This is a genomic window from Roseateles sp. P5_E4, assembly GCF_054049255.1.
Map to the genome: position 1 here is coordinate 386135 of NZ_JBFUMS010000002.1, position 12629 is coordinate 398763.

General features: G+C 67.7%; 9 protein-coding genes and 1 pseudogene. 4 read left to right on the forward strand and 6 right to left on the reverse strand.

Translation table 11 applies throughout. The features are described from left to right. Positions 1 to 26 precede the first annotated feature (26 nt). The 4 genes from xylA to ACXJLH_RS04535 are packed head-to-tail and all read right to left on the reverse strand — an operon-like array spanning position 27 to position 5846. On the reverse strand, positions 27 to 1343 hold the full coding sequence (xylA, locus tag ACXJLH_RS04520) for a xylose isomerase (protein ID WP_457442644.1): 1317 nt from the start codon (positions 1341 to 1343) through the stop codon (positions 27 to 29). A gap of 43 nt (positions 1344 to 1386) precedes the next feature. Then, the gene (locus ACXJLH_RS04525; protein ID WP_457442645.1) at positions 1387 to 2940 is read right to left on the reverse strand and encodes an MFS transporter; all 1554 of its coding nucleotides are present in this window, start codon (positions 2938 to 2940) and stop codon (positions 1387 to 1389) included. Between the two features lie 35 nt (positions 2941 to 2975). Next, entirely contained in the window at positions 2976 to 4631 is a 1656-nt protein-coding gene (locus ACXJLH_RS04530) for a glycoside hydrolase family 43 protein (protein WP_457442646.1), read from the reverse strand. Between the two features lie 18 nt (positions 4632 to 4649). Then, a complete protein-coding gene (locus tag ACXJLH_RS04535) occupies positions 4650 to 5846 on the reverse strand; it encodes an ROK family transcriptional regulator (protein ID WP_056204789.1) in 1197 nt (398 codons plus the stop codon). A 374-nt stretch (positions 5847 to 6220) separates the two neighbouring features. Here ACXJLH_RS04535 and ACXJLH_RS04540 point away from each other — a divergent pair, with 374 nt between their 5' ends. From ACXJLH_RS04540 to ACXJLH_RS04555, 4 genes are all read left to right on the forward strand, one after another. Beyond that, on the forward strand, positions 6221 to 8344 hold the full coding sequence (locus ACXJLH_RS04540; RefSeq protein WP_457442647.1) for an alpha-glucuronidase family glycosyl hydrolase: 2124 nt from the start codon (positions 6221 to 6223) through the stop codon (positions 8342 to 8344). 58 nt (positions 8345 to 8402) lie between these two features. Further along, positions 8403 to 9485 carry a LacI family DNA-binding transcriptional regulator gene (locus ACXJLH_RS04545; protein WP_056204784.1) on the forward strand — a complete coding sequence of 361 codons (1083 nt, stop codon included), beginning with the start codon at positions 8403 to 8405 and terminating at the stop codon, positions 9483 to 9485. Between the two features lie 149 nt (positions 9486 to 9634). After that, positions 9635 to 10468 (forward strand): NAD-dependent epimerase/dehydratase family protein, encoded by an 834-nt coding sequence (locus tag ACXJLH_RS04550; protein WP_457442648.1) that lies wholly within the window; start codon positions 9635 to 9637, stop codon positions 10466 to 10468. Further along, the gene (locus ACXJLH_RS04555; RefSeq protein ID WP_457442649.1) at positions 10465 to 11430 is read left to right on the forward strand and encodes an SMP-30/gluconolactonase/LRE family protein; all 966 of its coding nucleotides are present in this window, start codon (positions 10465 to 10467) and stop codon (positions 11428 to 11430) included. The genes ACXJLH_RS04550 and ACXJLH_RS04555 overlap by 4 nt, the downstream gene beginning before the upstream one ends. A 98-nt stretch (positions 11431 to 11528) precedes the next feature. Here the strand turns inward: ACXJLH_RS04555 and ACXJLH_RS04560 are convergent. Then, positions 11529 to 12017, reverse strand: a pseudogene (locus ACXJLH_RS04560) (FxDxF family PEP-CTERM protein); the annotation flags it as partial. A 113-nt stretch (positions 12018 to 12130) separates the two neighbouring features. After that, the gene (locus ACXJLH_RS04565; RefSeq protein ID WP_457443156.1) at positions 12131 to 12523 is read right to left on the reverse strand and encodes a GFA family protein; all 393 of its coding nucleotides are present in this window, start codon (positions 12521 to 12523) and stop codon (positions 12131 to 12133) included. Between the last annotated feature and the right edge of the window lie 106 nt (positions 12524 to 12629).

Consider the following 12629-nt stretch of genomic DNA (forward strand, 5'->3'; position numbering starts at 1 on the left):
GGCCGCTGTCATCAGCCAAAAATCCGTCAGACGAAGTTGTTGACGACGTTTTCCAGTCGTTCCTGGCGGCCGGAACGAGCGACCGGCGAGATGCCTTGCGCGTGAACTACGGCAGCGAGCTCGTCAAGGCTGGCGCCCGCCTGGATCTTCTGGCCCAGCTCGCCGTTCCAGCCCGCATAGCGATCGCCCACGGCCTTCTCCAGCTGGCCGCTTTCGTACAGCGCCGCCGCGCTCAGGAAGGCGCGGGCCATGGTGTCCATGCCGCCGATATGGCCTTCGAGCTGGTCAGTCGGGTCGATGGACTGGCGGCGCACCTTGGCGTCGAAGTTGGTGCCGCCGGTCGTGAAGCCGCCGGCGCGGATGATCTCCAGCATGGCCGGCACCAGGGCCGCGTGGTTGTTGGGGAACTGGTCGGTGTCCCAGCCCAGCTGCTCGTCGCCGCGGTTGGCGTCGATGGAGCCGAAGATGCCCAGCGCGCAAGCGGTCGCCACTTCATGCTCGAAGCTGTGGCCGGCCAGCGTGGCGTGGTTCACTTCGAGGTTGACCTTGACCTCGTTCTCCAGGCCATAGGTCTTCAGGAACCCATAGACCGTGGCGCTGTCGTAGTCGTACTGGTGCTTGGTGGGTTCCTGCGGCTTGGGCTCTATGAGGATGGCGCCCTTGAAACCGATCTTGTGCTTGTGCTCGACCACGGCGCTGAGGAAGCGGCCGTACTGGGCCAGCTCGCGCTTGAGGTCGGTGTTCAGCAGGGTCTCGTAGCCTTCGCGGCCGCCCCACAGCACATAGTTCTGGCCGCCCAGGCGGTTCGTCCACTCGAGCACGTGCTTGACCTGCGCTGCGGCGTAGGCGAAGACCTCGGGGTCGGGGTTGGTGGCCGCGCCGCTCATGAAGCGCGGGTTGGAAAACAGGTTGGCCGTGCCCCAGAGCAGGCCGATCTTCTGATCCTGCATCTTCTTGGCCGCGGCTTCGAGCAGGCCGTCGAGGATGCGGTTGGACTCAGCCAGCGTCGCGCCTTCGGGGGCCACGTCGCGGTCATGGAAGCACCAGTAGGGCAGGCCGAGCTTGCCGAAGAGGTCAAAGGCGGCATCCAGCTTGATCTTGGCGGCTGTGACGGCGTCAGCCTCGGCGAACCAGTTGCGCTGGTGGGCGGTGGCTCCCAGGCCGAAGATGTCCTCGCCCTTCCAGCAGAAGTTGTGCCAGTAGCAGACGGCCGGTCGCAGGTGCTCGGCCAGCGTCTTGCCCATCACGACGCGCTTGGCGTCATACCAGTGGTAGGCCAGCGGGTTGGTGGACTGGGGGCCTTCGTAGGGGACGGTGGGGAGGTCGGAATAGGCGGTGCTCATGGCGGGTCCTTACTGCGGGATCAGGGAAGGGTGGTGAAAGAGGTCAGGCGGTGGCCGGTACGGCATTGGCCGGGCCGTCGTCATCAGGGCCGGCGCCGGCCTTCTGGCGGCGCTGGGCCAGCTCGTCGGCCATCGTCAGCGTGGTCTGCTTGGTCAGCTTGTTGGCGAGCATGCAGACTGTGCAGGCCGCAAACAGCAGGCCGACAAAGATGCTGGACATGAAGCGGTAGCCCTCAATGGCATTGGGCGCCGCAGCTTGCTGGGTGTCGTAGCCGAAGAAGCCGGCCAGGATCCACAGCAGGGCCGCCGAACCGATGGCCAGGCCTGCCTTCAGCGAGAAGCCGATGGTGGCGAAGACCATGCCGGTGAAGCGCCGGCCGGTCTGCCACTCTGAGTAGTCCGCCGCGTCGGCATACATGGCCCACATGACGGCGCAGGTCGGCGCATAGACGACGGAGCCCAGGAAGGCCAGGCCCACCATGCCCCAGGTAGCGGTGGGCGGCAGCAGGTAGAGGGCGGAGGCAGTCAGCGTCGACAGCGCGAAGCAGGTGATGGCGACCGTGCGTTTGCCGAAGCGCGCGGACAGGCCCACCGACAGCATGATGACGACGATGGTGGTGCCTGTGCCCACCATGTTGACGATGCTGTTGAACACGTCGGCCGCGTTGGAGCTGGCCAGTTGGTCGCGCGTGCCGTGCACGATGTAGCCCAGGCTGTCGGCCAGGCTGCCGGTGCCTGCCGCGTCGGGCGTCGTCAGGCCCAGGGCTGCAACGAAGTCGAACATGGCGGCCTTGTCGGCGTAGTGGTGGTAGTAGTTGTAGTGGGCGCCGCCGCGCAGCGCCAGCAGCGCAAAGTGGAAGAGCGTGTAGGCCACCAGCGCGATCCACGGGCCGTTCTTCAGCAGGTCGCTGAAATCCTGCCTGGGCGAGGACTTGGCCTGCGCGATGGGCTTGATGCGCTCCTTGGTCGTGAAGAAGGTGACCATGAAGAGCAGCAGGCAGGCCGCGGCCCAGATCGTCATCGTGACCTGCCAGCCGTGGGCGCGGTCGGCGCCTTGTGCGAACTTGGCCACCAGCGGCAGCGTGAAGCCGCCGACGACGAACTGCGCGACGTTGACCGACACGAAGCGGTAGGAGTTGAGCTTGGTGCGCTCGTTCAGGTCCGCCGTCATGACGCCGCCCAGGGCCGAGTAGGGCATGTTGTTCATCGAGTACAGCGTCATCAGCAGCGTGTTGGTGATGCCCGCATAGGCCACCACCATGCCGGTGCTCCAGCCCCAGGCCGGGTCCGGCGACGTGTAGGCCAGCACCATGACGACGGCCCAGGGCACCGAGGTCCACAGCACCCAGGGGCGGAACTTGCCCCAGCGCGTCTCGGTGCGGTCGGCCAGCACGCCCATGACGGGGTCGAAGATGGCATCCCACAGCCGCGGCCACAGCAGGATGGCGGCCGCCGTGCTCGCACTCAACCCGAACACGTCGGTGTAGAAGTTGAGCTGAAACAGGATCATGGACATGAAGACCAGGTTCGCAGCCGCGTCGCCGCAGCTGTAACCGGCCTTCTCCATGAAGGACAAGGGCTGGTGGGTGGTGGCCATGGGGTGTCTCGTGTCGTTTTAAGAGAGGCGCGGTCTCAGGGCCGTGCTTCGTAAGAAAGGTAGTCGAAGTCCGCGGCAAGGCGCTGGCCCGACAGGTCCTGGCAGGCAATGCCGATGAAGTTGCCGGTGAAGCCGAAGCTGCGCGCGTAGCCATCGACGAAGCGCGTCACGGCTTCGTCGCTGAGCATGGCGGTGTCCAGCGCCGGGCCGACGTCCTGCCAGGCGCCGCCCGCTTGATTGGCTTGAGCGAACTGGAACTGGTAGCGGTCATGGCGGAACTCGACGGCCAGGTCGACCGGGCCGTCGGCCAGCACGAGCGGCGTGGCCGGCTCACTCAGCGCCGAGTCGCGGTTGACGGTCAGGCGCAGCACGCGCCGGCCGGAATCGACATCGCGGCTGACGTGCAGATAGGCGTGGTTGCCAGTGTTGTAGTAGGCCACCAGGCCGGCCATTTGCTGGAACAGCTCGGGTGCAAATTCCAGGCGCGTCTCGATGCGGCAGTTGAAATGCTGCTGGCGGCGCGCGACGAGGCTCTGGTCGAACAGGCTCATCAGCGATTCGCGGCCCTTCAGGCGCAGCCAGCCGGGGCGCTCGGTCAGCGAGATCCAGCTTTCGTCAAAGGGCACGCGCAGCGAGTTCAGGTGGTGGTTGAGCGTGACGCCGTCGAAATCGTCGCGCGCCGGCTCGGCCGGGAAGACATGCTCGGGAAGGCCCGGCCCGGCCACTTGCAAGTGCGGCGCATTGCCGCCGCCTTCGATCTCCGGCCAGTCGTCATCGCGCCAGTGGATGCGCTGGATGCCGGTCTCGCGGCCCAGCGGGCAGTGCAGGCCGACGTACTCGCCGTTCTGCCTGTCCGCGTTGGGGCCACTCCATTCCAGCGGGCGACCACAGAGGTGGGCGAGGTACCAATCGCCATGGGCCGTCTGCACGAGGCTGGCGTGGCCGCTGCGCTGCAGGCCGTCGGTGCGCTGCTGCCAGGCCGTCAGCAGCGGGTTGCCAGGCAGCGTCTCGTAGGGGCCGTCGATGTTGCGTGAGCGGGCCAGCGTGACGGCATGCTCGTAGAAGGTGCCGCCCTCGGCCGTCAGCAGGTAGTACCAGCCGTTGCGGCGGTAGAGGTGGGGCCCTTCGACCACGCCCAGCGGCGTGCCGGCATAGATGTTCTTCACCGGGCCGATCAGGCGCCTGGCTTCGTGGTCGTACTCCTGCAGCAGGATGCCGTTGAAGTGGTGCTTGCCGGGCTGGTGGATCCATTGCTGGTTCAGCAGCCACTGGCGGCCATCGTCGTCATGGAAGAGGCTGGGGTCGAAGCCGGAGCTGTTCAGGTAGATGGGCTCGCTCCACGGGCCGTCGATGCTGGGCGCGGTGATCAGGTAGTTGTGGGTGTCCTTGAATGCGCCGAAGGTGGAGCGCACGTCGGTGTAGATGAGCCAGAACTGGCCACCCGAGTAACTCAGGCAGGGCGCCCAGACGCCGGCCGAGTCGGGGTGGCCGAGCAGGTCGAGCTGGCTCTTGCGCGTGACGGCGTAGCTGTGGTGGCGCCAGTTTTGCAGGTCGCGCGAATGGTGGATGCGCACCCCGGGCCACCACTCGAAGGTGGAGGTGGCGATGTAGTAGTCGTCACCGCCATCACTTGGAACGCGGCAGATCGAGGGGTCGGCGTGAAAGCCCGGCAGGATGGGGTTGGTGATCATGTGTCGGTGCAGAGAGAGTCAGGCGGCCGCAGCCAGGCGGCTGGCGGCGATCAGGGGGCGGGTGAGACGGTAGCGGGCCAGGGCCGCGGCACCGACGGCGACGGCATCGACGCCGAAGCGCGACAGGGTGACCAGGGGCGGCGCCACGCCGGCGGCGCTGGCATAGGCTTCCAGCGTGCGGAAGGCGTGCTCGAGAAAGGGGGCGCCGATCTCGACGGCGGGGCCGCCGAGCACGATGCGGCCGGGGTCGTAGGCGGCGCAGAGATTACCCAGCAGCATGCCCAGATAGCTGCCGGCGCGGGCGACGGCTTCGATGCTGTCGGGCTGCCTGGCGCTCAGCCGGCGCTGGATCCCGGCCAGGCCACCGCCTTCTTCGCCGGCGGGCAGCATGGTCCGAAAGCCGATCATGGCTTCGGCGCAGCCGCGGCGGCCGCAGCTGCAGCGCGGGCCGTCGATCTCCAGCGTCGTGTGGCCGACCTCCCCAGCCAGGCCGTGAGCGCCGGTCAGCAGCCGGTCCTCGACGACGATGCCGGCGCCCACGCCCAGGCCCAGGCTCAGGTAGATCAGCGGGTCGCGGCCGTCTGCGCCGAACTCCAGCTCGCCCAGGGCCGCAGCATCGGCGTCGTTCTGCACGAACAGCGGCACGCCTTGCAGCGGCGTGTTGCGCAGATGCTCGACCAGCAGCCGGCCGACGGGCAGGTCGCGCCAGCCGAGGTTGTGGGCGAAATGCAGATGGCCGCGTTGCTCGTCCACGCCGCCGGGCAGCCCGATGCCGATGCCGATGACCCGCTGAGCCGGCGTGTCCAGGCGCGCGTACACCTGTGTCAGCAGCCGCGCGGCGCGCATCAGCGCGAGAGGGGCGTCCCGTCCGGCGTCCAGCGGCGCGCGCGCACGGGCCAGCACGTCGCCGGTCAGCGAGGTGGCGACGACCTGCACGCCCTCCACGCCCAGCTCGGCGCCCAGCAGCACCAGCCGTCCGGGGTCGACGAAGAGGGGCGTCGGCCGGCGGCCCAGCTCGCCGGTCGCGACGACCTCGCGCTCCAGCAGCCAGCCCTCGTGGATCAGCTCCTTCACCAGCCCGCTGACGGTGGATTTGGTCAGCTGCAGCGACTCGGCAAGCGCCGCACGCGACTGCCCGGGCCACGCGCTCAGCTGCCGCACGACGGCCATGCGGTTGAGGTCTTTGAGCAGGTGCTGATCGGCGGTGAACTGCATGCAGGCCCTAGATGGTTTACAGCCCGTCGGCCGCGAAGGGCCGCTGCAGGGTGGGGACGTAGTTGACGGTGGGCGCTACAAAAGGCCGCGCGCGCATAGCCCAGCGCTGCCGGCCCGGCGGCGTGGCGACAGCCCCGACCATCACGCGGCTTTCGGCGCATCTCCCCGAAGCGCGAGGGCGCCGGGGCAGGTGGCGGGAGCCGGTAGGGCGGGATGAGAATTCAATGCGGTCTCCGTCTTGAGCGGCGTCCTTCCGACGCCGCTTGCTATGGACTCAAATGTAGCGCTACCATTTTGCATTGCGCAAGCGAGAAATCTCTAACATTCCCGCGATTCCGGGGTTGCGACCCCGGTCGGCCCATACAGGAGACCTGATGAAGACATGGGCCCGAGGCCTGGCCGGCTTGCTGCTGGCGGCCGCGCTGCAACCCGCATGGAGTGCGGTGGAGGATGGCTTCGAACTGTGGCAGCGCTACCGCGGATTGCCAGCCGTGACTCAAAGCGAGGTGCTGACGCGGGCCCGCAGCATCCTCCCTGCCGAGCCGATGTCACCAACGCTGCAGGCCGCCGTTGCGGAATTGAAGCGCGGCGTGGCGGGCCTGACGGGGCGGGAGCCGGCCGTGTCGGCCCAGCTGGCGGACGGTGCTCTGCTGCTGGTCACGCCGGCCAGCGCGCCGGCCGGGCTGAACTTGCCCTGGGCCGAGCTGGGCCGCGAGGGCTATCTGCTGCGCAGCCTGAAGCTCCAAGGCCGGGCCGTGACCTTGATCGCGGCCAACGCCGACATCGGCCTGCTCTACGGCAGCTTTGCCTGGCTGCGCGCGGCGCAGACGGGCACCGACCTGGGCAAGCTGGACCTGCGGTCCGCGCCCAAGCTCGGCTTGCGCCTGCTCAACCACTGGGACAACCTGGACCGCACGGTCGAGCGCGGCTATGCGGGCGCGTCGATCTGGGACTGGTGGAAGCTGCCCGACATCCTCGATGCGCGCTACGTCGACTACGCCCGCGCGAATGCGTCGCTGGGCATCAACGGTACGATGCTGAACAACGTCAATGCCAAGGCCGATTCCTTGACCGCGCCTTTCCTGGCCAAGGCGGCGGCGCTGGCCGACGTGTTCAGGCCGTATGGCATCCGCGTCTACCTGTCGGCACGCTTCTCGGCGCCCGTCGAACTGGGCGGGCTGAAGACTGCAGACCCGCTGGACCCGGCCGTGCGCGCCTGGTGGCAGGCCAAGACCGACGAGATCTACCGGCGCATCCCCGACTTCGGTGGTTTTCTCGTCAAGGCCAATTCCGAGGGCCAGCCGGGTCCGCAGGACTATGGCCGCCACCATGCCGACGGCGCCAACATGCTGGCCGAGGCATTGGCGCCGCACGGCGGCATCGTCATGTGGCGGGCTTTCGTTTACGCGCCGGACGCGGGTGACCGCGCGAAGCAGGGCTATGCGGAGTTTCAGCCGCTGGACGGCCGCTTTGCGCCCAACGTCATCGTGCAGGTCAAGAACGGCGCCATCGACTTCCAGCCGCGCGAGCCCTTCCATCCGCTGTTCGGCGCCATGCCGAAGACGCCGCTGGCGCTGGAGCTGCAGATCACCAAGGAATACCTCGGCTTCTCGACGCACCTGGTCTATCTCGGCCCGCTGTTCGAGGAGGTGCTGCGCACCGACACCTTGCGGCCGTCAGGCGTGACGGTTGCCGGGCAGCTGACGGCGATGGCAGGAGTGGCCAACATCGGCACCGATCGCAACTGGTGCGGCTCCCACTTTGACTGCGCCAACTGGTATGCCTTCGGCCGGCTGGCCTGGGACGCTGACCTACGCGCGTCCGACGTCGCCCGCGAATGGGTCATGCAGACCTTCACGGCCAAGCCCGGGGCCGTCGACAGCATCGTTTCAATCATGACGGCTTCGCGCGAGGCGGTGGTCGACTACATGACGCCTCTGGGCCTGCACCATCTGATGGGCACAGGCCACCACCATGGCCCGGCGCCCTGGGTTGACAACCTGGAGCGGGCCGACTGGAACCCGGTCTACTTCCACCGCGCTGGCCGTGACGGCATCGGTTTCGACCGCTCGCCGCGCGGTAGCAACGCGACGGCCCAGTACGCGCCCGGCTGGGCCGCCCGCCTGGCACGGCCGGAGACGACGCCCGAGGAGTGGCTGCTCTGGTTCCACCACCTGCCCTGGGATTACCGGCTGGCGTCTGGCCGCACGCTGTGGGCCGAATTGGTAGCGCGCTACGACCGTGGCGTCGCGAGCGTCGTCGACATGCGCGCGCGCTGGGCCACGCTGCAAGCCGACATCGACCCCGTCCGCCATGCCGACGTCACCGCCTACCTGGCAGTGCAGGAGACCGAGGCTCGCTGGTGGCGGGATGCCTGCCTCGCCTATTTCCAGTCCTCCTCGGGGTTGCCGCTGCCGGCTGGCGTGCGCCCTCCCGAGCGCCCGCTGAACGACTACAAAGCGCAGCGCTTCAACTTCGCGCCGGGGCGCGGCGGCTGAGAGTCCCCAAGCCAAATATGATTGCGCAAACAAACCCACCACCATCCGAGGGACCCTTTTGAAGCCAACCGCTCGCTCCGGGCGCAGCCCCAAGGTCGCGACCATCGCCGATGTCGCCGCGCTGGCCGGGGTGTCGCCGATGACGGTGTCGCGGGTCATCAACGGGGAGCAGAACGTGCGCCCGGGCACGCGCGAGAAGGTGCAGGCCGCCGTCGCCGAGCTGAATTACCTGCCCAACCAGGCCGCGCGCCACCTGGCCGGGTCCGAGCCGATCCGCATTGGCATGCTCTACATCGATCCGACGGCCGGCTATCTCAATGAATTCCTCATCGGCCTGCTGAACAAGGCCAGCCTGCGCCACGTGCAGCTCGTCGTGCAGCGCTGCGAGGCGGCGCGCGAGGGCGAGGAGAAGCCGGTGGCCGAGATGATCGCCAACGGCATCGACGGCCTCATCCTGCCGCCGCCCTTCTGCGATTCCCAGCCCTTGCTGAAGCTCGTGGCCGAGACCGACACGCCGGCCGTGGTCGTGTCCAGCGGCGTGCCGCCCGAAGCCGTCTGCGCCGTCGGCATCGACGACTACCAGGCCGCCTACGAGATGACGCGGCACCTGCTGAACCTGGGCCACCACCGCATGGGCTTCATCATCGGCGACCCCTACCAGAGCAGCAGCGCCCGCCGCCTGGCCGGCTTCCATGCAGCGATGGCCGACGCCGGCCTCAACATCGAGGAGGAGGAGGTCGTCGCCCAGGGCATGTTCACCTACCGCTCGGGCCTGGACGCGGCCGAGTTCCTGCTTTCGCAGGAGCGCCGGCCGACGGCCATCTTCGCCAGCAACGACGACATGGCCGCAGCCACGGTCGCCATCGCCCATCGCATGGGCCTGGACGTGCCCAGCGACCTGACGGTCGTCGGCTTCGACGATGCGCCGCTGGCCACGACCATCTGGCCCGAACTGACCACCGTGCGCCAGCCCATCATGGAGATGGCCGGTGCCGCGGTGGACCTGCTGGTGCGTCACATCCGCGCGCGCCGCACCGGAGTGCCTCTGCCCTGCGAGCATGAGCTCATGGATTTCGCGCTGGTCCGACGCCAGTCCGACGCGGCGCCGCGGCTACGCCCGCCCTTGCGCATCGGCGCATGAAATGAAGCCCCTCGTCCAAGGCGTACCTTGGCCGGTCCCCCGAGGGGACGGCGATGCTTGCCGGATTGACCGGCAAGCACATCACCCAAGGCGGGCCGGCTTGGGAGCGGCCCGGCGCTCGGCCCGCAATTCAAATGCATCGCCCTGAAATGAACCCTCTCTCCGCCCCGCGCTTCAAGCGCCTGCTGCTGACCGGCGCCGCCGGCAACCTCGGCCGCGTGCTGCGGCCGCGCATGAAGCATTACTGCGACGTGCTGCGGCTGTCGGACCTCGCACCCATGGACCCCGCCGGCGAGGGCGAGGAAGTCGTGCAGGCGCCGCTCGAAGATCTGGCTGCCATGCAGTCACTGCTGAAGGATGTCGACGCCGTGCTGCACTTCGGCGGCGTGTCGATCGAGAAACCCTTCGACGTGGTGCTGCCGGCCAATATCGTCGGCGCCTACAACGTCTACGAGTCGGCCCGCCAGCGCGGCGTGAAGCGCATCATCTTCGCCAGCTCCAACCACGTGACCGGCTTCTACAGCCAGGGCGAGACGTTGACGCCAAGGGCCGCGCCGCGGCCGGACAGCTACTACGGGCTGTCCAAGGCCTTTGGCGAGGACCTGGCCCAGTTCTATTTCGACCGCCACGGCCTGGAGACGGTGTCGGTGCGCATCGGTTCCAGCTGGCCCGTGCCGACGGACCGCCGCATGCTGTCGAGCTGGCTGAGCTTTGACGACCTGGAGCGCCTCCTCGTCGCCGCACTGAGCGCGCCCGTCGTCGGCCACAGCATCATTTACGGCATGAGCGACAACCGCTCGACCTGGTGGGACAACAGCGCGTCCAACCACATCGGTTTCAAGCCCCAGGACAGCTCCGAGCCCTGGCGCGCCGAGGTCGAGGCGGCCCAGCCCTATGTCGACCCCAGCCGGCCCGAGGTGCGCTGCCAGGGCGGCCAGTTCGTCATCCTCGGCCCCTTCGAGAAGGCGCCGGAAGACCAATGAAGATCCCCTTCACGCCCAACGCCCGCCGGCCCGACCCGGCCATCGAGGTGCTGGACGACGCCTTCCTGCCGCTGCGCCTCTTCCCTGCGGGCGTCGAGCAACTGGCCACCGGCCTGGCCTGGGCCGAGGGGCCGGTCTGGTTTGGCGACGGGCGCTACCTGCTCGTCTCCGACATCCCCAACAACCGCATCCTGCGCTGGGACGAGACGACGGGCGCCATCAGCGAGTTCCGCAACCCCAGCAACAACGCCAATGGCCACGTGCGCGACCGCCAGGGGCGCCTCGTCAGCTGCGAGCACCTGACGCGCCGCATCACGCGCACCGAGTACGACGGCCGCATCACGGTGCTGGCCGACCGCTATACGGCCAAGCGCTTGAACTCGCCCAACGACATCACCTGCCATCCGGGCGACGGCAGCCTGTGGTTCAGCGACCCGCTGTTCGGCATCGCCAGCGACTTCGAGGGCGAGAAGGCCGAGTCTGAATTGACGCCGGCCGTCTACCGCATCGACGGCGTGACCGGCGAGCTGACACTGCAGATCGACGACCTCAAGGGCCCGAATGGGCTGGCCATCAGCCCTGACGGCAAGACCCTCTACGTCATCGAAAGCCGCGCCCAGCCGCATCGGTTGATCTGGGCCTATGACGTAGATGGCGTGTCCTTGAGCAACAAGCGGCTGCTGATCGACCCGGGGTGCCCAGGTGCCTTCGACGGCATGGCCGTCGATGTGCAAGGCAATCTCTGGTGTGGCTTTGGCAGTGACGGCAGCGCGGATGCTGATGCGGCGGTGCTGGACGGTGTGCGCGTCTACGGCCCCTTGGGCAAGCCGCTGGCGCATATCCACCTGCCCGAGCGCTGCGCCAATCTCTGCTTCGGCGGCGCCAAGGGCAACCGCCTCTTCATGGCGAGCACGCATTCGCTGTATGCGCTGTACGTGAACACGCGCGGCGCAGTCGCTTGACGGCACGGCCGCCCCACGAAAAAAACCCTGGCGTTTGAGGCCAGGGCTTTGGGGGACTTCGGCGGATCACTGCGGAAGTGACCCAGAAATCAAATCAATTACAGATCGCGACGACGGCGCGAAGCAACAAAACCCATGACGCCCAGGCCTGCTGCCAGCATGGCGTAGGTTTCAGGTTCCGGCACCGGCATCGCGGTGGCCGAAGCCGAAATTGCGTAGGCCGACGGCGCCTGGTTAGCCAACGCGAACACGTTGAAGTAATAGTTGCCGGCGCTCAGGTTCGTGAAATGCCCGGTCGACGTGGACGTGAAGGCAAAGCCGGTGATGACGGTGTCGTCAGTGCCGCCCACGACGTGATCGGCGCCGGTGCTGACGATGCTGTAGAAGGCCGGCGACAGGCTGCCGAAGATCGTCGTCACATTGCTCTGCACGCTCGAAGCCGACGCGAGCGAGAACGTGAAGGTGTCGTTCACCAGGCTCGGCACGACAGCGACGTTGCCGCTGTTGACCGTGATTGCGCCCAGCGTGCCGGTGCCCAACACGAAGGGGGTGGCCTGAGCCGCGAGGCTGCCCAGGGACAGCACAGAGGCCAAGGCAAGAGACTTCAACATAGTTACTTACTCCCAAAGAAAGACCTGGACGAATTAGCAAGCATCGTGCCATCAGAGAAAACCCTGCTGTGGCAGTGATTTGCTTGCGGTCAGCTTTCTGGGTGTAAAGAACCCCGACACCAACGGGCCTTGTCATCGAGAAAGTAGTCCTCGCCCGGCGGCTCGATGGGCTCGCCCTCAAAGACCCCCGCGGGGAATCCATAGGCCCTTGGCAGCCGCGCGTCCGCAGTGAAGACATGCGATCCGCACGTCTTGCAGAACGAGCGCTGCAGGTTGGGCGTGGGGCAGAACACCGACAGCCCCTCAGGGTTGTTCACGACGACCCGATCGCGCGGCGCTGTGATCCACGTGGTGAATGCCGCACCGCTCAGGCGGCGGCATTCGCCGCAGTGGCAGTTGTCCGGGCGGCGCAAAGGCGATGGGACCGTGACGGAGACGGCGCCACAGTAGCAGGAGCCGCGGGCGGCGAGAGGCGGGGTCATCGGCTTCAAGGCAAGGGGAGGAGCCAGAACTATGCCCGTTGCCGCGTTGCTGAACTCCGTTGCCCGCTCGCGATCGGCGTGGGCAGGACTCACCGGCTGGCGGGGT